General features: G+C 71.1%; 16 protein-coding genes. 6 read left to right on the forward strand and 10 right to left on the reverse strand.

What is annotated here, in order from left to right:
• The first annotated feature begins 208 nt into the window (after positions 1 to 208).
• The 6 genes from ACH4VX_RS07490 to ACH4VX_RS07515 all read left to right on the forward strand — a co-directional run bounded on the left by ACH4VX_RS07490 (position 209) and on the right by ACH4VX_RS07515 (position 7,645).
• On the forward strand, positions 209 to 871 hold the full coding sequence (locus ACH4VX_RS07490; RefSeq protein WP_398366408.1) for a response regulator: 663 nt from the start codon (positions 209 to 211) through the stop codon (positions 869 to 871).
• Between the two features lie 107 nt (positions 872 to 978).
• Positions 979 to 2,436: a peptidoglycan D,D-transpeptidase FtsI family protein gene (locus ACH4VX_RS07495; RefSeq protein WP_398366409.1), complete on the forward strand. Its 1,458-nt coding sequence runs from the start codon at positions 979 to 981 to the stop codon at positions 2,434 to 2,436.
• A 327-nt stretch (positions 2,437 to 2,763) separates the two neighbouring features.
• Positions 2,764 to 3,369 (forward strand): SigE family RNA polymerase sigma factor, encoded by a 606-nt coding sequence (locus tag ACH4VX_RS07500; RefSeq protein WP_398366410.1) that lies wholly within the window; start codon positions 2,764 to 2,766, stop codon positions 3,367 to 3,369.
• The gene (locus tag ACH4VX_RS07505) at positions 3,366 to 4,220 is read left to right on the forward strand and encodes a hypothetical protein (protein ID WP_398366411.1); all 855 of its coding nucleotides are present in this window, start codon (positions 3,366 to 3,368) and stop codon (positions 4,218 to 4,220) included. The genes ACH4VX_RS07500 and ACH4VX_RS07505 overlap by 4 nt, the downstream gene beginning before the upstream one ends.
• An 84-nt stretch (positions 4,221 to 4,304) precedes the next feature.
• On the forward strand, positions 4,305 to 5,135 hold the full coding sequence (locus ACH4VX_RS07510) for a pectate lyase (protein WP_398366412.1): 831 nt from the start codon (positions 4,305 to 4,307) through the stop codon (positions 5,133 to 5,135).
• A 302-nt stretch (positions 5,136 to 5,437) separates the two neighbouring features.
• On the forward strand, positions 5,438 to 7,645 hold the full coding sequence (locus ACH4VX_RS07515) for a family 43 glycosylhydrolase (protein WP_398366413.1): 2,208 nt from the start codon (positions 5,438 to 5,440) through the stop codon (positions 7,643 to 7,645).
• Here the strand turns inward: ACH4VX_RS07515 and ACH4VX_RS07520 are convergent.
• From ACH4VX_RS07520 to ACH4VX_RS07565, 10 genes are all read right to left on the reverse strand, one after another.
• Complete coding sequence (locus ACH4VX_RS07520) at positions 7,626 to 8,702, reverse strand: dienelactone hydrolase family protein (RefSeq protein ID WP_398366414.1); 1,077 nt, start codon at positions 8,700 to 8,702, stop codon at positions 7,626 to 7,628. The two genes, ACH4VX_RS07515 and ACH4VX_RS07520, sit on opposite strands and share 20 nt — an antisense overlap.
• Positions 8,686 to 9,807: a pectinesterase family protein gene (locus tag ACH4VX_RS07525; protein ID WP_398366415.1), complete on the reverse strand. Its 1,122-nt coding sequence runs from the start codon at positions 9,805 to 9,807 to the stop codon at positions 8,686 to 8,688. Before ACH4VX_RS07525 ends, ACH4VX_RS07520 begins: the two co-directional genes overlap by 17 nt.
• 82 nt (positions 9,808 to 9,889) lie before the next feature.
• On the reverse strand, positions 9,890 to 11,224 hold the full coding sequence (locus tag ACH4VX_RS07530) for a polysaccharide lyase family 1 protein (RefSeq protein ID WP_398366416.1): 1,335 nt from the start codon (positions 11,222 to 11,224) through the stop codon (positions 9,890 to 9,892).
• A gap of 35 nt (positions 11,225 to 11,259) precedes the next feature.
• Positions 11,260 to 12,057 carry a rhamnogalacturonan acetylesterase gene (locus ACH4VX_RS07535; RefSeq protein ID WP_398366417.1) on the reverse strand — a complete coding sequence of 266 codons (798 nt, stop codon included), beginning with the start codon at positions 12,055 to 12,057 and terminating at the stop codon, positions 11,260 to 11,262.
• Between the two features lie 146 nt (positions 12,058 to 12,203).
• Positions 12,204 to 13,562 carry an ABC transporter substrate-binding protein gene (locus ACH4VX_RS07540; RefSeq protein ID WP_398366418.1) on the reverse strand — a complete coding sequence of 453 codons (1,359 nt, stop codon included), beginning with the start codon at positions 13,560 to 13,562 and terminating at the stop codon, positions 12,204 to 12,206.
• Positions 13,563 to 13,635: 73 nt separating this feature from the next.
• Entirely contained in the window at positions 13,636 to 15,165 is a 1,530-nt protein-coding gene (locus tag ACH4VX_RS07545) for a family 43 glycosylhydrolase (RefSeq protein WP_398366419.1), read from the reverse strand.
• The gene (locus tag ACH4VX_RS07550; protein ID WP_398366420.1) at positions 15,162 to 16,007 is read right to left on the reverse strand and encodes a PmoA family protein; all 846 of its coding nucleotides are present in this window, start codon (positions 16,005 to 16,007) and stop codon (positions 15,162 to 15,164) included. The genes ACH4VX_RS07545 and ACH4VX_RS07550 overlap by 4 nt, the downstream gene beginning before the upstream one ends.
• Positions 16,004 to 17,185, reverse strand: coding sequence for a Gfo/Idh/MocA family protein (locus tag ACH4VX_RS07555; protein WP_398366421.1), 1,182 nt, complete (start codon positions 17,183 to 17,185; stop codon positions 16,004 to 16,006). Before ACH4VX_RS07555 ends, ACH4VX_RS07550 begins: the two co-directional genes overlap by 4 nt.
• Positions 17,182 to 18,078 carry a carbohydrate ABC transporter permease gene (locus ACH4VX_RS07560; protein WP_398366422.1) on the reverse strand — a complete coding sequence of 299 codons (897 nt, stop codon included), beginning with the start codon at positions 18,076 to 18,078 and terminating at the stop codon, positions 17,182 to 17,184. Before ACH4VX_RS07560 ends, ACH4VX_RS07555 begins: the two co-directional genes overlap by 4 nt.
• Positions 18,075 to 19,007: a carbohydrate ABC transporter permease gene (locus tag ACH4VX_RS07565; protein ID WP_398366423.1), complete on the reverse strand. Its 933-nt coding sequence runs from the start codon at positions 19,005 to 19,007 to the stop codon at positions 18,075 to 18,077. The genes ACH4VX_RS07560 and ACH4VX_RS07565 overlap by 4 nt, the downstream gene beginning before the upstream one ends.
• Positions 19,008 to 19,084: the final 77 nt, after the last annotated feature.

A 19,084-nucleotide genomic window follows, 5' to 3' on the forward strand; every position in this document is an offset into this window, starting at 1 on the left:
CCGGCGGCGCGGCCGGACCTCCGCGGAAAACCCCGCCCCGGCACGCGTGCCGGCCGCCGCCGAGCGGCCCGGGAGCCACTCCCGCCGCCGGGAGGCACACCCGCGCGCCCTGTACCCGTCCCGCACCGCCCAGCACCCCCGACCCGCCCAGCACCGCCCCGAGCCCCCGCCCCGCCCCGCGCCGGACGCGCACGCCGAAAGGACCCAGATGACCGGCCCCGCCCTCATCCGTGTCGTCATCGCCGACGACGAGCGCATGGTGCGTACCGCGTTGCGGGCCATCCTGTCCGCCGAGCCGGACATGGAGGTGGCCGGTGAGGCGGCCACCGGGGCGGAGGCGGTGTCCGTCGTGCGGGAGCGGCGGCCCGATGTCGTGCTGATGGATGTGCGGATGCCGGAGATCGACGGCATCCGCGCCACCGAGCAGATCCTCGCCGGTCTCGACGAGCCGCCCCGGATCATCGTCGTCACCACCTTCGAGAACGACTCCTACGTGTACGACGCCCTGCGTGTCGGAGCCGCCGGTTTCCTGCTCAAGCGGGCGGACGCCGACGCGCTCGTCGGGGCGGTGCGGCTGGTGGCCCGCAGCGACACCCTGCTGTTCCCGGCGGCCGTCCGTGCCCTCGCCACCGAGCACGCGCGCGCGTACCCCGCGCCTCCCGCGTGGGTGGCGCGACTGACCGGACGCGAGAGCGAGGTGCTGCGGCACATGGCGGGCGGGCTGACCAACGCGGAGATCGCCCGGCGGATGGGGGTCGGCGCCGCGACGGTGAAGACACACGTGGCGTCGGTGCTGGCCAAGACGGGCGCCCGGGACCGTACCCAGGCCGTGATCGCCGCCTACGAGGCGGGCTTCCTGCGCGGCACGTGACCGGCCCGGCACGTGAGCGCCGGACGCGGGCCGGCTTCATGAACGCCCCATGAGAAACCGGTCGGAAGGGAACGATCCGGCCCGTCCCGTTCGTCTGTCCGAACGGAATGAACAAGACGATCAGGCGTGCCTCCGTCTTCACCCTGCTCCTGGTGTTCTCCCTGCTGATCAGGGCGACCTGGGTGCAGTTCCACGAGGGCCGGGCACTCGCGGACGACAGTGACAACCGGCGCAACGCGATCGAGACGTACGCGGAGCCGCTCGGGAACATCGTCGTGGCCGGTGAGTCGATCACCGGCTCGGCGCGGACGAAGGGAGGCGACCTCGCGTACAAACGCACGTACGAGAACGGCCCGCTGTACGCGGCGGTGACGGGCTATGCCTCGCAGGCCTACGCGCCGACGCAGCTGGAGGGCATCTACCAGGATCTGCTCAACGGCACGGATCCCCGGCTGAAGACGGTGACGGACACCGTCACCGGCCGGCGCGCCGACCCGGGCACCGTGGTGACGACCGTCGACCCGGCGGTGCAGAAGGCGGCGTACGAGGCGCTCGGCGACAAGAAGGGCGCGGCGGTCGCGATCGACCCGAGGACCGGCCGGATCCTCGCGGCGGTGTCGACCCCGTCGTACGACCCGACGTCGCTGACCGACGCCAACACCGCGGGCGAGGCCTGGAAGGAGCTCAACGCGGATCCGGACAAGCCGCTCACCAACCGGGCGCTGCGCCGGCCGCTGCCGCCGGGCTCGACGTTCAAACTGGTCGTCGCGGCGGCCGCGCTGGAGGACGGGCTGTACGCGTCGGTGGACGAGAAGACCGACAGCCCCGACCCGTACACGCTGCCGGGCACGGTCACGGACCTCACCAACGAGAACCCGGACGCGCCCTGTGAGAACGCCTCGATCCGCGTCGGGCTCCAGTACTCCTGCAACAACGTCTTCGCGAAGATGGCCGTGGACCTGGGCCAGGACAAGGTGCGGGCGACGGCCGAGAAGTTCGGCTTCAACGACGGGACGCAGGACGTGCCGGTGCGCGCCTACACCAGCGTGTACCCGTCGGACATGGTCCCGTCGCAGACCGCGCTCACCGGTATCGGCCAGTTCGACGTGACCGCGACCCCGCTGCAGATGGCGATGGTGTCGGCCGTGATGGCCAACGACGGCGAGCTGGTGTCGCCCCACATGGTCAGCCGGATCACGGACGGCGATGGCGGTGTGCTGAGGGACTACGACGACGGGACCGGGACCGAGCGGATCGTCAGCTCCTCGACCGCCGAGCAGCTCCGGTCGGCGATGCGGACGGTCGTCGACGACGGCACGGGGTCGAACGCGCGGATCTCCGGCGCCACCGTGGGCGGCAAGACGGGCACCGCGCAGCACGGCGAGAACAACAGCAAGACGCCGTACGCCTGGTTCACCTCGTACGCGAAGTCGGACTCCTCGGGCGAGGAGGTCGCCGTGGCGGTCGTGGTGGAGCAGTCCGACGCGGCCCGCTCGGAGGTCAGCGGCAACGGTCTGGCGGCCCCGGTCGCCAAGGCGGCGATGGAAGCGGCGCTGCGGGACTGAACCCTCCCGGCCGACAGGCCGTCTGTACGGACGACGGGCCGTCCCCTCCCCCCGGGGGCGGCCCGTCGCCTTGCGCCGGCGGCTGTTTCACGCCGGGAACCGGCTGGATCGGGCCCGCGTTGAACCTCGTTCCGCCGCGGCCCGTGTGAGGGATGTGCATACCGGCCGGCCAGACACCGTTCGACCCTCCGCACGAACCTGTGAATGACCACTGCTACGCTCCGGAACTCACGCCGGTCACTCCGGACATCCACATGTCATCTACATGACACACACCGTCATCGGTGCCCGACGGGCGCCCGACGCCGCTGCGAGGGGAGGTCGCCCGTGGGCACCGTCGTCGACGACGCCGCCTCCGTGGAGTTCCACGCGTTCTTCGAACGCCACTACGCCGAACTGTCCCGGCTGGCTCATCTGCTGACGGGTGAGGCGGACACCGCCGACGATCTGGCGGCGGACGCGCTGCTGGCGCTGTGGCACCGCTGGGACCGGGTGCGCGCCGCCGACCATCCGGCGGCGTACGCCCGGGGCGTGGTGGCCAATCTGGCCCGTACCCGGATCCGCAGCGCGGTGCGCGAACGGCGGCGGATCGCGCTGTTCTGGTCACCGCGCGAGGAACGGATCGAGAACCCCGACGTGCCGGGGGTGGTGGACGTGCAGGAGGCGCTGCGCCGGCTGCCGTTCCGCAAGCGGGCGTGTGTGGTGCTGCGACACGCCTTCGACCTGTCGGAGAAGGACACCGCGCTGGCTCTGGGTGTCTCGGTGGGTACGGTGAAGAGCCAGACCTCGAAGGGGATGACCGAACTGCAGCGGCTGCTGGGCACGCGGGAGGTACCGCGTCGGGTGCACGCGGCGGTGGCGGCCACCGCGGGCGGGAAGACGGCCGAGAGCGTGCACGAACGCCCCGACGGGGCCACGGGAAGGGACCGATGACGATGCGGCGGGACGTGCACGAGGAGCTGCGCGCCCGGCTGCACGAGGCGGCCGGGGCGCACGAGCCCGACCGGGAGCACATGCTGGCCCGGGTGGAGCGAGGCATGGCCGGACCGGCCCGCCCGGAGCACCGGGCCACGCGTCCGCCGCTGTTCGGCTGGGTCCGGGTGGCGGGCGCGACGGCCGCGGTGGCCGGGGTGCTGGCGGTGGGCGGTTACGCGGTCGCGTCGTCGGTGCAGGGCGAGGAGACGCCGCAGCGGCAGGTGGCCGTCTCTCCGACGCCCACGCCGTCCCCGGAGGCGACGAGCCGGCCCGAGCCGCCGGTGAACCCCGATCCGGACACCCCGGAGCGGTCGCGGAACACGGCCACCCCGCCCGCGAGGACGCCGAGTTCGTCCGACGGTCCGTCCCGGCCGCCGGCCGGGGTCGAGGACGGGCCGCTGTGGTCGGACGGTTCGGTGGACCCGCACAGCAACGAGTTCTGGGCGCAGAGCAACGTCACCCTGAAGACCACCGAGCGGCTGACCTCGCTCACCGTGGAACTGCGGATCGCACAGACCGGCGGGGTGACCTCCACGGGTGCCTGGCGCTCGCTGCCCGAGGACGACTTCGAGCTCTCGGTGGACGAACGGGACGGCTTCCTCGTCTACACCTGGACCCTCGAGGACGGCCGTACGGTCGAGCCCGGCGAGTGGCTCTTCGCCGGGCAGTACGACCACGAACGCGGCGGCCGGGACGCCGGGGAGGACACCTACGCGGCGAGGGCCGGTACCGGCTCCGGACAGCTCGCGGTCGACGGCGATTTCGCGGCTCAGGACGACAAGGACGCGGCGGACGAAGAGGACTCGTAAAAAAAGATCGTCCGAGGCGGCAACCCTTTCCGGAGCGGCGGCGACCAGAAGACGCAAAGACCCCTCCATGCAAGGACATTGCGCATGACTGCACGACCCGAACAGCGCGTCTCCCACCGCCGCCGGACCACCAAGCGGCGGGCCGTGATCGCCGGAGTCTCCGCGCTCGGCATCACAGGGGCGGCGATCGTCACCACGACGATGCTGTCCACCGCGGGCGCCGCCTCGTCCTGGCCCTCGGACACCGGCAGCAAGCCGGTGTCGAAGACCGTTCCGGTCTCCGGGACGTACGACGGCGGCATGAAGAAGTTCTACGGCACCGGCGCCCTGGGCGGCGACGGCCAGGACGAGGGCCAGGACCCGGTCTTCGAGCTGGCCGACGGCGCCACGCTGAAGAACGTGATCATCGGGACCCCGGCCGCCGACGGCGTGCACTGCAAGGGCAGTTGCACGCTGCAGAACGTGTGGTGGCTGGACGTCGGCGAGGACGCCGCCAGCTTCAAGGGCACGTCCTCGTCGGCCCGGTACAAGGTGATCGGCGGCGGCGCGAAGAAGGCCGACGACAAGGTGCTGCAGTTCAACGGCGCCGGCACGCTGACCGTGAGCGGCTTCCGGGTCGAGGACTTCGGCAAGCTGGTGCGCTCCTGCGGCAACTGCAAGAAGCAGTACAAGCGCACGATCGTGCTGAAGGACATCGACGTCGTCGCACCCGGCAAGTCCCTCGTCGGCATCAACACCAACTACGGCGACACCGCCACGCTGTCGGAGATCCGCATCCAGGGCGACAGCAAGAAGAAGATCAAGACCTGCACCCGCTACCAGGGCAACAACACGGGCAAGGAGCCGAAGGACCTCGGCTCCGGCGCCGACGGCACGTACTGCAAGTTCTCGGCGTCGGACATCACCTACAAGTGACCCCGCCGGGCCCATGACCCCGGGCCGCCGTCTCGACGTCCGGCGGCCCGGTGACCGGTACCGTCCGAGCCCCCCTCGGACGGCCGGCACCCCGGCGGTCCGGACCCCCATCCGGACCGCCACCAGGACGCCCCGCCGGTTCACATCCGGCGGGGCGTTCGTCGTTGTCCGAGGCCCCGAACAGCGAAAACACCCGAAAACTTTCGGCACTCCCCGCCCCGCCCGCATCTGTTGACGCCCCTCACTCCACTGGTGACACTCCGAGAAACAACAGAATCCCTCAGACTTCGACAGGAAGTGTCATGCGCCGCCACACCGCCCGTCGCACGCTTCTCGTCCCGTTCCTCGCCCTTCTCCTCACCCTGCTCGCCGACCCGCCGGGCACCGCACACTCCGGAGCACCGCCCGTGAAGAAGCCCGCGTACGCCGGTTACCTCTTCGCCTACTTCACCGGCGAGGGCACCGCCGACGGCGAGCAGATCCGCTACGCCCTCAGCCGCGGCAACGACGCCCTGCACTGGCGCGAGCTGAACGCCGGCCGGCCGGTGCTGACCTCCACGACCGGCGAGAAGGGGCTGCGCGACCCGTTCGTGATCCGTTCCCCCGGGGGCGACAGGTTCTACATGATCGCCACCGACCTGCGGATGTACCGCGGCAGCAGCGGCAGCTGGGACCAGGTCCAGCGGCACGGCAGCAAGTCGATCATGGTGTGGGAGTCCACCGACCTGGTCCACTGGACCGACCAGCGCCTGGTGAAGGTCTCCCCGGACAACGCGGGCAACACCTGGGCCCCGGAGGCCTACTGGGACGACGAGCTGGACGCGTACGTCGTCTTCTGGGCGTCCAAGCTGTACGCCGACGACGACCCGGACCACACCGGTTCGACGTACAACAAGATGCTGTACGCGACCACGAAGGACTTCCGCACCTTCAGCGAGCCGGAGGTCTGGAACGACCCGGGCTACTCGGTCATCGACTCGACCGTCGTCGCGCACGAGGGCACGTACTACCGCTACACCAAGGACGAGCGCGACCCGGCCTCCGGCTCGCCCTGCTCGAAGTTCATCACCGGCGAGAAGTCGTCGTCGCTGACCGACACCTCGTACGACTTCGTCTCCGACTGCATCGGCAGCGGCGCGATGAGCCGGGGCGAGGGGCCGACGGTGTTCAAGTCGAACACCGAGGAGAAGTGGTACCTGTTCATCGACGAGTACGGCGGCCGGGGCTACCTCCCCTTCGAGACCACCGACCTCGGCTCGGGCGAGTGGACCCCGTCGACGGACTACCAGCTGCCCGCGAGCCCGCGGCACGGCACCGTCATCCCGGTGACGCAGGCGGAGTACGACCGGCTGCTGGCCGCGTACCCGGAGAGCCCCACGTCGCTCGTGGACGCCACGGTCCCCGGCCAGAAGGGGTACGCCGTCGTCAGCGAGGAGACGAGCAAGGTCGTGCTGCCGATGGAACCGGGCGCGAACCTGCGGCACCTCGCGCCGAAGCTGTGGGTGGGCGAGGGCGCGACGGTCGGCCCGGGGCCCGGTGCGCGCCGTGACTTCCGCGAGCCGCAGGCCTACACGGTGACGGCCGCCGACGGCACGAGGCGCACCTGGACGGTGGAGGCGGTGCCCACCCGCAGCCCTGTGCTGCCCGGTCTGTACGCGGACCCCGACGTGCGGTACATGGACGGCCGGTACTGGATCTACCCGACCACGGACGGCTTCCCCGGCTGGGGCGGGACACGGTTCAAGGCGTTCTCGTCGAAGGACCTGGTCCACTGGAAGGACCACGGCGTGATCCTCGACCTGGGGCCGGACGTGTCCTGGGCCGACAGGAACGCCTGGGCGCCCGCGATCGCGGAACGCGACGGGAAGTACTACTTCTACTTCTGCGCCGAGCAGCAGATCGGCGTCGCGGTGGCCGACTCCCCGGCCGGCCCGTTCAAGGACGCGCTCGGCACACCCCTGATCGGGAAGACGCAGTTCAGCGGCCAGATGATCGACCCGGCCGTGTTCACCGACGACGACGGGCAGTCGTACCTGTACTGGGGCAACGGGCACGGCTACGTGGTCCCGCTCGACGACGGCATGGTGTCCTTCGACGCGTCCGAGGTGAAGGACATCACCCCGGGCGACTTCCGCGAGGGCTCCTTCGTCGTGAAGCGCGACGGCACGTACTACTTCATGTGGTCCGAGGACGACACCCGCAGCGAGAACTACCACGTGGCCTACGCGACCGGCCCGTCCCCGCTCGGCCCGTGGACCGAGCGGGGCACGATCCTGTCCAAGCGCCCCGAGTACGGCATCCTCGGCACCGGTCACCACTCCGTGGTCAACACCCCCGGCACCGACGACTGGTACATCGTCTACCACCGGTTCGCGCTGAACGGCCCCGGACAGTCCGGCGGGGACGGCACCCACCGGGAGACCACGATCGACCGTCTGGAGTTCGCGGCCGACGGCAGCATCGAGCCGGTGGTGCCGACCCTGGGGTCGGTCAGGCCGGCGCGGCGGTGACCGACTCCAGCCAGGCGTAGGCCTCGTCCTGCATCGCGGCGTCGAAGACGTGGCCGCGCTCCGGCCACGTCTTCAGCCGCAGCCGCTCCCCGGCGCCGCGCGAGCGCCAGACGGCCCGCAGCCTGTCGTACGCGACCCGCACCCCGTCAGCGGGGAACAGGGCGTCGCGCCCGCCGTGGAAGAACAGCATCGGCTTCGGCGCGGCGATGCTCGCCACGTCGGGGATGTCGAGGTGCCGGGCGAGCCCCGGGTGGAGCATGTGGAACGCCGACTGCCCGCGCAGGGTGTTGTTGCCGGGCACCATCATCTCCTTGAGCCCCGTCATCCAGCACACGCTGACCGCGGCGGCGATGTGGTCACTGAGCGCGGCGGCCTGCCAGGCGCGGTGGCCGCCCATGGAGAACCCGACGGCGGCGACCCGGCCGGCGTCCACCCGGTCCAGGCCGGCCAGGAAGGCCGCGGCCCGCTGGTCCTCGCGGGCGTGCAGTCCGGCGAGCGAGGAGCCGAGGTGGTAGAGGGTGCTCGCCAGGGCCTGCTGCCGCTCGTAGGCGAGCGGCTCGCGGTCGCCCCAGCCGAGGGCGTCCGCACAGAACACCACGTACCCCCGCCGGGCCAGTTCGTCGCCGACGAAGCGCCCGTCGAAGCACCGGTCCGCCCACTCCTCGGCGGAGGCGAGGCGGCTGTCGTCGTACCAGGGCCGGACGCCCTTCTCCTTGCCGATGTCGAACCGGGACCCGTGGTCGTGCAGCAGCAGGACCGCCGGGAACGGGCCGGCGCCCCGCGGGGTGAGCAGGGCGCCGCGGACCCGTCCGTGGCGGGTGAGGGAGAGGGTGACCAGCTCCCGCGTGTATCCGTCGCCGTCCGTACGGGCGGTGAACTCCGGGGCGTACGGCGTCCCGTCCTGCCGGTCGACGAGGAGGTGTTCCTCGACCACCGCGCGGGCCGTGCGCCGCCACGCTTCGAAGTCCCGGACCGGCGAGGTGCCCCAGGCGAGCGGGAAGGTCAGCTCGTCCTTGAGCGCCGTGTGGAATCCGGGCAGGTCACCGGTGGCGGGCATACGGCCGCCAGTCGCCGAGGTACGCCTCGCGCGTCTGAGAAGCGGCCTCCGCGCGGGTGAGCTGAGGCCTGTTCTCGGGGACGGTGATCACGGCGCCGGGGCCGGTGTTGCGGTACTCGGCGAACCTCTGGTCCTGCCAGGGGTAGCCGCTCGCCATGTCGGTGTACGGCGCGACCGCGTCGATGCCGGCGCCGAGCCGGGTCTCGCGGACGGTGAGCATCGGGCGGGCGGTGCGGTCGGAGCTGGGCACCCAGGGGCGGGCCAGCTTGTAGAAGCCGTCGGGGGCCTCGCTGCTGATCCTGCTCCGGGTGACCAGGTAGCCGCGCGGGTTGGCGCCTGCGGTGGAGGGCGCGAACACGAAGCCGTACGGCGCCGCCGCCAGGTCGGGGCGGACCAGGGTGCGGAAGTGGCAGTGCTCGAAGACGGCGGTGGCCCGGCCGAAGACGAAGTCGACGTCGCCCTCGGCGTAGCAGTGGGAGAAGTACTGTCGGGCGAAGGTGTCCAGGGACAGGGAGTCGGCGTACAGGGTGTCCTGGTGGCCGAGGAACCGGCAGTGGGTGAAGGCGCTGCGGTCGCCCTGCACCTTGAGGGCGACGGCCTGGGTGCCGCTGGTGCCGGGGAGGTCGGTGCGCAGCCAGTCGTTGGCGAAGGTGATCCAGCGGGCGGTGAAGCCGTCGGGGCGCACGGTGGTGGTGGCGGAGCCGGAGGTGCCGTAGGTGCCGGAGCCGTCCGGTTTGGGGGTGCCGGCCGCGTTGTCGTGGACGATCACCACGTCGCGGGGGTCCTCGGAGGCGCCGAGCCAGGTCATGCCGGTGCGGTCGGCGTCGACGGAGACCGTCTCGCGGTAGGTGCCCGGGGCGATGACGAGGGTGCGTCCGGTGCCGGTCGCGGCGGTGACGGCGGCCTGGACGCCGGTGAAGTCACCGGCGCCGCGCGGATGGACGTACAGGGTCCCGGGGGTGAGCCGGGCGGACGGTGAGCCGTACCGGCCGAACGGGCGGCGGGGCCGGTGGCCGGCCTGCGCCGGGGCGGCGGACAGGGCGAGCGCGGCGGCGGACGTGGCACCGGTGAGCAGGAAGTTCCTTCTGGACAGGGGCGAGGGCATGCGGGTGCTCCTTGGGTGACGTCGGACGGGCCGGGACGGTCCGCGGTGGGGGCGGACCGCCCCGGCCGGCTGTCGGGGAGGGTCAGCGGATACGGCCGGCGCCCGCGCCGTGCCCGACCAGGAACGGGACGACCCGGGCCGGGTGGACGGCGGTGCGCAGGGTGGGCGTCCAGCCGGCGCCGGACCGGAGGGTCTCGGCCGGGATCTCCGCGTTGTGCACGGCGATCAGGTCCACGCGCCTGCCGTTGACCACGTTGTGCTCGGCGGTGAGCGGCGCCTCGCTCCACTTCTTGAGGATCTTCGCCGGGCTGATGCCCTTGGCCAGGGTGAACGCGTTGTGTTCGGCGACGAGCTGGGACTCCTTGCCGACGCCGAAGCTGTAGGCGTAGCCGGTCTCCGCCACGAAGTGGTTGTTGTACACGTCGACCTGTCCGAAGCGGACGCGGGGCGCGCGCTCGACCAGGCCGGAGAACAGGTTGTGGTGGAAGGTCGCCTTCAGCCTGCCCCGGTCGCCGACGGCGGTGGACTCGCTGTCGCTGTTGCCGATCAGGATCGTCTTGTCGTGCTCGGTGAAGACGTTCCAGGAGGCGGTGACGTAGTTGGCGCCCTTGACGATGTCCAGCTCGCCGTCGTGCTGCTGGTACAGCATGCCGAAGTGGGTCGGGGCCTCGCTGTCCGGGTGCTCGCCGTCGGTGAACGTGTTGTGGTCCAGCCAGACGTGGGTGGAGCCGTGGACGACGGCGGTGTCGTACTCGGAGTTCCAGTTGCCCTGGTCGCCGTCGGTCGGGTCCCACTGCGGGAAGCAGTCGATCGGGCTTTCGAGGGCGAGGTTGCGGACGATGACGTTGTCCACGCCCTTGATCTGCAGGCTGGCACCCTTGATGCCGGCGTTCCGGCCGACACCGATGATCGTGGTGTTGGAGGGGACGGTCGCCTTGATGGCCGTGTCCTGGGCGGCGGCGGAGGTCCTGCGCAGGCCCTCCTGGCTGTCGTCCGGCTCGGCGCTCAGGTCCTGCTCCAGGCCCCAGGTCTCCGGCGCGTACGCCTCCAGGTAGGCGTCGAAGTCGTAGCCGGGCGCGGCGAACGCCTCGCAGCCCTCGGAGACCGCGTCGATGGTCCCCTTCACCTTGATGATCTTCGGTGCGTCTCCGCCGTCCGCCAGGGCCGCCTTGAACTCGGCCCAGGTGCGCACGGTGTGGACGTGTTCGCGGTCGGCGGCGGCGCCTCCGGTGGTGCCGGTGCCGTAGGAGGCCCAGCCGTCGCCCGCGCCCAGCGTCTGCCGGGCGGCGTCACGGTGGTGGTGCGACGGGGAGTGGGCCTGGGCGCCGGTGCCGGTCAGGGCCAGCACGAGGGCGGTGCAGCCGGCCAGCGAGGCGGCTCTCACTGTGGCATGCCCATGCCATCCAGATGTGCTCATGGTGCGGCTCTCCTTTGTTCACGGTCCAGGGGGTGTTACGCGACGGCTTCCGGCCAGGTGATCCACGCCTGAGGGATCTCCGCGTCCAGTCGGCGCACGTCGCGCGGCGCGAGCACCCGGGTGCGCAGCAGTTCCCGGGCGACCAGCCGCGCCACGGCGATCGCGCCCGGCGGATTGAAGTGCGTGTTGTCCTGCTCGGCCGCCGTCCAGTTGAAGTACTTCTTGGTCTCCTCGCCCCCGAGCTCCTGCCACAACGCCAGCGACAGTGCCTGGATGTCGAGCAGCGCGACCCGCTCCTCGGCGGCCAGCGCCCGCATCGCCACCGGGTACTCCCCGTGGCTCGGCACGGCACGCCCGTCCGCGTCGAACCGCCGCCGCTCCACGGCGGTGGCCAGCACGGGCCGCGCCCCACGGGCCCGCGCCCCCTCGACGTACATCCGCAGATACTCCTGGTACGTCGACCAGGGCTCGGTGTGGCGGGTGGGATCGGCGGTCTTCTCGTCGTTGTGCGCGAACTGGACGAGGAGGAGGTCACCGGGCCGGATCGAGGAGAGGATCACCCCGAGGCGCCCCTCGTCGACGAAGCTCTTGGAACTCCGCCCGTTCACGGCGTGATTGGCGACCGTGAGATGCCGGTGGAGCAGGAAGGGCAACGCCATCCCCCACCCGGTCTCGGGCGCGGCGTCGGCGTACTTCTGGGCGGCGGTGGAGTCACCGGCGATGTAGAGGGTGCGGGAACGCCGACCGGGCGTTGCTTCCGCGGTCCCGTTCATGGCGAGAGCGAGAGGAACGCCGATCCCGGCAGCGGCAACCTGTCTGCGCGTGAGTGACACAAGCTGTGCCTTTCAACAGGGGGCTGTGGAGCGCCCCTTCAGGGGCGCGGGGCCGCATCGATGTGCGGCCCCGCCGCGTGGACGCGACAAGCCGGGGACGGCCCGCAGCCCGAGAACCACGGGCCGTCCCACGGCGAAACCGTTGCTTAACCCATCTGCTCCTGCCACTCCGCCTGAGCCTCGTTCAGCTGCCCGGCCATCGTGTCCAGGAATTCCTTCGCACTCATGTCCCCCAGCAGAACCTTCTGGAAGTTCGGCTCGTTGTCCGCCTTGGAGATCGTGTTCCAGTCCGGCAGGTAGTACGGCAGCTGGACGATGGTCGTGGACCCGTCGTTCAGCGCCTCGGCCGCCAGCTTCGTGGGCTCCGCCTTGCCGATCCACTCGTCCTTCGCGGCGTCCGCGTGCGCCGGCACCTGTCCGGCCGACTCGTTGAACTTCGAGTTCGACTGCGCGGACGTGGCGAACTCGATGAACTTCCAGGCGGCCTCCTTGTTCTTGGAACCCTTGAACAGGCCGATGCCGTCGACCGGGTTGGAGACCTGGACCCGCTTGCCGCCGGGTCCGGTCGGCTGCGGGATGCCCCGGAACTTGTCGGTGGTGAGCGCCTTGACGTGGTCCTGGTACGAACCGAGGTTGTGGTTCAGCATGCCGATCGTGCCGGTGTCCCACTGCGCGGTCATCTTGGTGAAGTCGTTGTTCAGGTCGGCCGCGGGGGTGGCCTTCTTGAACAGGCCCGCGTACTTCTCCAGGGCCTCGACGTTCTTCGGGTCGTTGACCGTGGTCTTCTTGCCGCTGGAGTCCCAGAACGAGGTGATGCCGGACTGCCCGTACATCGCGTCCAGGGCCTGGGCGATGGAGCCGGCGCCGCCGCGGATGGTGTAGCCGAACTCGTTCTTGCCCTTGTTCGTCAGCTTCTCGGCGGCCTCGTAGAACCGGTCCCAGGTGGTCGGCTCCTCCAGGCCCGCCTTCTCGAACAGGTCGGTGCGGTAGTACAGGACACCGTTGTTCGCCGAGGTCGGGATCGAGTACAGCTTGTCGTCCCCGCCGCCCGCGGCGCGCAGCGACTCGATCATGTCCTTGTTGAGCTTGCCGTTCAGCGGGGACTTGGCCAGGCGGAAGTCCAGCGTGTCGAGCGCTCCCTGGGCGGCGAAGCCCGCGAGCATCGAGGCGCTGATGCCGCCGACGTCCGGCAGGCCGCCGCCCTGGATGGCGGTGTCGACCTTGGACTGGTACTCGGTGGAGGCGATACCGACGTACTGGACGTCGATGTCCGGGTTCGCCTTCTCGAAGTCGGCGATGACCTCCTTCCAGATCTCGGTGCGGACACCGCCGTTGTTGTCCCAGAAGACGATCTTGCCCTTGCCGCTGCCCTCGGCGCCGTCGTCGCCCGCGCCGCCGCCGCCGTCGCCGCAGGCGGTGGCGGTCAGGGCGAGCACGGCCCCCAGGGCGACGGCGGCCGACGCGCGGCGCCCGCCTGTGCTGTTTCTGAGAATGCTGATCTTCATTGGTCGGCTCTCTTCTTCTGGATCCAACGGACTATGAAGTTGTGGGGGGTCGGTCGGGGACGTACGGCCGTGTTCAGCCGTACGCCGAGGTACTGATCCGGAACCGTGTGAACGTGGCGGCGCCGGCGTGTCCCTGGCCGGTGGGTGCCACGGCGACCAGGCCGAGCAGGGCGCCGACCCAGCGCCAGGGGGTGGCGGCGAAGACCTGGCCGGTGGGACGGAAACCGTCCCCGGTGTCGCAGGAGAAGCGGCAGCGCGCCCCGGCGCCGATGTCGACGCGCAGCAGGGCCCGGCCGCCGGGGGCGGGCCTCGGGTGGTCGGCGTCGCGTTCCCTGTCGGCGACCGTCTCGGCGAACCGGTGCACCAGGTGCACCGTGCCGTCCGTGCCGCGCTGGAGACCGATCCAGCGGTAGGCGTCCCCGAGGACCGCGAGCCCGGCGCGTGCTCCGGGTTCCTCGCTGTCGAGCCGCAGTTCCACCTCGACGGTGCACGGGGTGCCGGGCAGCCGCTGGGTCAGGACGTGGGGCAGTGTGCGCAGGTCGTGCGCGTCGGCGGAGCGGACGCAGGTCAGCCGCAGCCCGTCGGCGGAGTGCTGGGTGGCCCAGCCCTCCTTCGGGTTGGCGGTCCACTGCCACTGGCGGCCGTGGCGTCCACCGGGGAAGTCGTCGTCGGTGGCCGGCGCGGCGGGCGGCTGCGGCGGCAGGTCCGGGCGGCGGTGTCCCGCGACGGGGGCGCCGTCGTCCCCGAGGACCGGCCAGCCCTCCGGGCCCCAGCCCATCGGCTGGAGGTGCACGACACGGCCGTACGGTCCGCGCTGCTGGAAGTGCAGGAACCAGTCCTCGCCGGACGGGGTGCGCACCCAGCCGCCCTGGTGGGGGCCGTTGACGTCGGTGTCCTTCTGTTCCAGGACGACCTTCTCCTCGTACGGCCCGAAGAACGCGCGGGAGCGGAAGGCGCCCTGCCAGCCGGTCTCCACTCCCCCGGCGGGGGCGAGGATCCAGAACCAGCCGTCGTGCTTGTAGAGCTTGGGGCCCTCCAGGGTGAACCAGCCGGGGATGCGGTCGGCGTCGACGATCACCTTTCCCTCGTCGAGGAGTTCGGTGCCGTGGGGGTGCATCCGGTGGCCGGTGAGGCGGTTCTTGACGCCGGAGCGGGACTTCGCCCAGGCGTGCACGAGGTAGGCCTCACCGGTCTCGTCGTCCCACAGGGGGCACGGATCGATCAGGCCCTTGCCGGCCTTCACCAGCAGCGGCCGGGTCCAGGGGCCGCGGATCTCGGGGGCGTTGATCTGAAAGATGCCCTGGTCGGGGTCGCCCCAGAAGATCCAGAACCGGTCGTCGTGGTGGCGCAGGGAGGGGGCCCAGACCCCGCAGTCGTGCCGGGGCGTCGTGAACTCGGCTTCCGGCTCCAGGCGTTCGAGAGCATGGCCGACGAGGGTCCAGTTGACCAGGTCGCGGGAGTGCAGCAGGGGCAGTCCGGGGGCGCGGCCGAAGCTGGAGGCGGTCAGGTAGAAGTCGTCGCCGACGCGGATCACGTCCGGGTCGGACCAGTCGGCGTTCAGGACCGGGTTGCGGTAGGCGGTGTCGGTCTGCTCGGCGGTCATGGGCTCACCGCCTTGCGGACCAGGGCGGCGGCGGTGCTCCGGTCGAGGCGGCCGTCGGCGACGACGGTGACGATCCGGCGGACCACGGTCTCGCCGGGCGGGAGGGGCAGCCGTGCGGCGTGGGCGAGGGAGGAACCGACGCCCGGGTATTCGGCGGTGCGGACGAACCAGGGGTCCTGCCGGGTCTGTTCGGTGGCCCCGGCGAGGACGAGCGTCCAGGTGGCTCCGGCGAGCGCGATCCAGTCGGCGGGCCGGCCGTGGACCTCGCTCTCGCCCTCGGCGCGGGCGGTGAAGACGTCCGGTGCCGTCTCCTCCTTGCGGGCCCGCCAGAAGAAACCGCCGTACGCGGCTTGGGGGCGGCCGTTGGTGGCGGGGCTGCCGATGGAGAGCGGCGCACTTGTGACGTTGGTGAGGGAGAAGGTGAAGTCCAGCGCCCAGGCGGTGCTCGTGAGTTCGGTGGCGGCGACCGTGCGTCGCTCGCGCAGCAGCTCGCCCGGCGCGGCCATCCAGCGCAGTTCCTCGACGAACCCGTCGGGGTCGCGCAGCTGGTAGGCGGTGTGCCGCTGGGAGCCGTGGTTGTCCAGCTCGGTCGGTCCCCGGTCGCGGACGTAGGTGCGTCCGCCCCAGAAGTTGAACCCCTCGACGTCGGGAACGGCGACACCGACGCCGAGGTGGTGTGCGTGGTCGGCGGGGCTCAGCTCGGTGACCGCCGTGCCGGCCAGGGTGGTGACGGGGTGCAGGTACGGCCGCGGGGAGAGCCGGGCCGGCAGTTCGGGCCGGGTGACGTACCGGCCGACGGGCCGGCCCGCGACGCGCAGCACCACGGAGTCGTTGCCGGTCATCGGGTGCTCACCTCTTTCGGCAGGTGGTGGGCGGGCAGGGCCCAGGAGGCGCCCAGCTCGGAGTAGAGGGACAGGGTGTCGGCGGCGGCCGCGACCAGACCGTCGACGCCGGGCACGACCCGGCGGTTCTCACCGGGGACGCGGTGCCAGGCGCCGGCGGGCAGCGGGACCGGGTCGGGGGCCTTGCGGATCGCCTCGACGACCTGCATGAAGGCGCCCGTCCCGTCCGGGGTGACCAGCAGGGGGGTGCCGTCGGTGAGGTGGGCGACGAGGTTCTCCAGCAGGTCGGTGCGGTCGAACCGCATCTCCTCGGGGCCGTGGCCCGCGCGCTGGAGCAGGACGCGGTCCTGCTTGTACCAGAAGGTGATCCGGCCGGTGGTGCCGTGCACCAGGACGTACGGCTCGTCGGCCCGCTCGGCGCACAGGGTCACGGCGACGGTGACCGAACCGCCCCGCGCGGTGGTGATCCGTACGCAGGAGGTGTCGTCGGACTCGATGTCGTTGGCGCGCAGCAGCTCGGTCTCGATGCCGGCGACGTCCTCGGCGCGGGTGCTCCCCGCGAGCGCGAGGGCGGTGGCGACGGCGTGGGCGAGCGGGTTGGTCAGCGCACCGTCGACCACGTCGACGCCGTTCAGCCGACGCCGGCCCGCCCAGGGCGCCCTGCGGAAGTACTCCTCGGGCCGCACCCAGGCACCGGCGCCGCCGATTCCCACCACCCGGCCGACGGCACCCTCGGCGACCAGTTCGCGGATCGCGGGCACGGCGTGCGAGCCCAGCGACTGGAAGCCGATCTGGCAGGCCACCCCGGCCGCGGCGACCCCGTCGGCCATCCGGCGGTACTCGGTGTACGACGGCGCCGGCGGCTTCTCCAGCAGGATGTGCACGCCCCGCTCGGCCGCCGCGAGGGCGAGGTCGGTGTGGGTCGGGATCGGGGTGCAGATCACCGCGATCCGGGCGCCGGTGGACTCCAGCAGCGCGCCGAAGTCGGCGGACTGCTCGGGGAGTTCACCGCCGAACTCGTCCTCGGTGAGCGGGGTGAGCTCGCAGATCCCGGCGAGCCGCAGGAGTCCCTCCGCTTCGAGGCGGCGGATGTTCGCCACGTGCCAGCGGCCGTGGCCGCGGGCGCCGGCGAGGACGACGGGCAGGGGTGCGCCGGGCGCGGTCCGAGGTCCGGTCATCCCTTCACCGCCCCCGCGCTGAACCCGGTGATCAGCCACTTCTGGATGAAGGCGAACACGATCACGACGGGGACGGCCGCGATGATGCCGCCCGCGGCGAGTGCGCCGAGGTCGACGCTGTCCGCGCTCATCAGGGTGTTGAGGCCGACCGGGATGGTCTGCTTCTCCTGGTTGTTGAGGAACATCAGGGCGAACAGGAAGTGGTTCCAGGAGTGGACGAAGGCGAAGGAGCCGACGGCGATCAGACCGGGCCGCAGCAGCGGCAGGACGACCATCCGGAAGGCCCTGAACCGGTTGCAGCCGTCGACCCAGGCGGCCTCCTCCAGGGAGTACGGCACGTTCTTGATGAAGTTGCTGATCAGGATGATCGACAGCGGCAGCTGGAAGACCGTCTCGGCGATGATGACGCTGCCGAGGGAGTTGATCATCTGCAGTTCGGCGAAGATCTCGAACAGCGGGACGAGCAGCAGCGCGCCGGGCACGAACTGGGAGCAGAGCAGGGCCAGCATGAACGCCCGCTTGATCTTGAAGTCGAACCGGGCGAGCGCGTAGCCGCCGGCCAGGGCGACCAGGGTCGTCATGATCAGGGTGGCGACGCCGACCAGCACGCTGTTGTAGAAGAAGGTGCCGAAGGCACGGTCCGTCCAGACCTTCTCGAAGTGGACGGTGGTCATCGGCCAGGGCACGAGCGAGGTCGAGCCGGCCGGGCGGAGCGCGAAGAGCAGGATCCAGTAGAAGGGGATGAGGGTGAAGACGAGGTAGATGCCCAGCGGCAGGTAGATCTGCCAGCGGGGTGCCTCGTCCCAGGCCCGGCGCTTCTTGTTCGGTCGGGGCGGCTCGGGGGTGGTGCGCGCGGGGGCGGGGGCGGCCATGGGGGCCTCTTTGGTGATCACTTCTCGCCTCCGAACTTGCTCAGCCGCAGGTAGACCATCGAGCAGAAGAGCAGGATGAGGAACGCGACCGTGGTCAGGGCCGACGCGTAGCCGAAGTTGTGGGCGTCCACCGAGGTGTTGGCGATGTACAGCGGCAGTGTCGTGGTCTCGCCCGCGGGTCCGCCGCCGGTCAGCGTGTAGAGCAGGTCGACGTTGTTGAACTCCCACACCGCGCGCAGCAGCGTGGACAGGATGATGGCGTCCTTCAGGTGCGGCAGCGTGATGTGCCAGAACTGCTTGATGCGGCTGGCCCCGTCGACCTCGGCGGCCTCGTAGAGGTCCTTCGAGACGGACTGGAGGTCGGCGAGGATGAGGATCGCGAAGAAGGGGACACCGCGCCACAGGTCGGCGACGACCACCGCCGGGAAGACGGTGGAGGTGTCCGACAGCCAGCTGACGCCGTAGTCGCCGATGCCCATGTCCGCGAGGTAACGGGTGATGCCCGTCTGGGAGTTGTAGAGCAGCACCCAGATCGCGGAGGTCAGCACGCCGGAGACGGCCCACGGCGAGAAGACCATGGCGCGGCCCATGGCGCGGCCGACGAAGGTCTGGTTGACGATGAGGGCGAGGGCCAGGCCGAACAGCAGCTGCAGTCCGACCTCGACGAAGACCCACTTGGCGCTGAAGACGAGGGTGTCCCAGAACAGCGGGTCCTCGGTGAAGATGCGGGTGAAGTTGTCGAAGCCCGCGTAGCCGTTCCGCCAGGGCTTGGTGGGGTTGTAGTTCTGCAGGCTGTAGTAGAAGACGCTGATGACCGGGTAGGCGATGAAACCCAGCATGAGCAGGGCGGCCGGCCCGATCAGCAGGTACGGGAGCCTGCGGGGCGTCGCGGAGGCACGGCGCCGCCGGGATGGCCTGGGCGGTTTCGCCACGGCTGCGGCATGGGCCATGACTGTTCTCCGTTTCTCGGTACGTCGTGCTGTGTGGTGCGTGAGCGGGGTGAAGCGCTTTCTTCCTAGGTGTGCGA

The sequence above is a fragment of the Streptomyces sp. NPDC020731 genome (assembly GCF_044334705.1).
Classification (GTDB): domain Bacteria; phylum Actinomycetota; class Actinomycetes; order Streptomycetales; family Streptomycetaceae; genus Streptomyces.

Bases quoted from the DNA above. Each gene is read 5' to 3' on its own strand.
- ACH4VX_RS07490 (WP_398366408.1), top strand. From the start codon at position 209: ATGACCGGCCCCGCCCTCATCCGTGTCGTCATCGCCGACGACGAGCGC.
- ACH4VX_RS07495 (WP_398366409.1), top strand. From the start codon at position 979: ATGAACAAGACGATCAGGCGTGCCTCCGTCTTCACCCTGCTCCTGGTG.
- ACH4VX_RS07505 (WP_398366411.1), top strand. From the start codon at position 3,366: ATGACGATGCGGCGGGACGTGCACGAGGAGCTGCGCGCCCGGCTGCAC.
- ACH4VX_RS07510 (WP_398366412.1), top strand. From the start codon at position 4,305: ATGACTGCACGACCCGAACAGCGCGTCTCCCACCGCCGCCGGACCACC.
- ACH4VX_RS07515 (WP_398366413.1), top strand. From the start codon at position 5,438: ATGCGCCGCCACACCGCCCGTCGCACGCTTCTCGTCCCGTTCCTCGCC.
- ACH4VX_RS07520 (WP_398366414.1), bottom strand. From the start codon at position 8,702: ATGCCCGCCACCGGTGACCTGCCCGGATTCCACACGGCGCTCAAGGAC.
- ACH4VX_RS07525 (WP_398366415.1), bottom strand. From the start codon at position 9,807: ATGCCCTCGCCCCTGTCCAGAAGGAACTTCCTGCTCACCGGTGCCACG.
- ACH4VX_RS07530 (WP_398366416.1), bottom strand. From the start codon at position 11,224: ATGAGCACATCTGGATGGCATGGGCATGCCACAGTGAGAGCCGCCTCG.
- ACH4VX_RS07540 (WP_398366418.1), bottom strand. From the start codon at position 13,562: ATGAAGATCAGCATTCTCAGAAACAGCACAGGCGGGCGCCGCGCGTCG.
- ACH4VX_RS07545 (WP_398366419.1), bottom strand. From the start codon at position 15,165: ATGACCGCCGAGCAGACCGACACCGCCTACCGCAACCCGGTCCTGAAC.
- ACH4VX_RS07550 (WP_398366420.1), bottom strand. From the start codon at position 16,007: ATGACCGGCAACGACTCCGTGGTGCTGCGCGTCGCGGGCCGGCCCGTC.
- ACH4VX_RS07555 (WP_398366421.1), bottom strand. From the start codon at position 17,185: ATGACCGGACCTCGGACCGCGCCCGGCGCACCCCTGCCCGTCGTCCTC.
- ACH4VX_RS07565 (WP_398366423.1), bottom strand. From the start codon at position 19,007: ATGGCCCATGCCGCAGCCGTGGCGAAACCGCCCAGGCCATCCCGGCGG.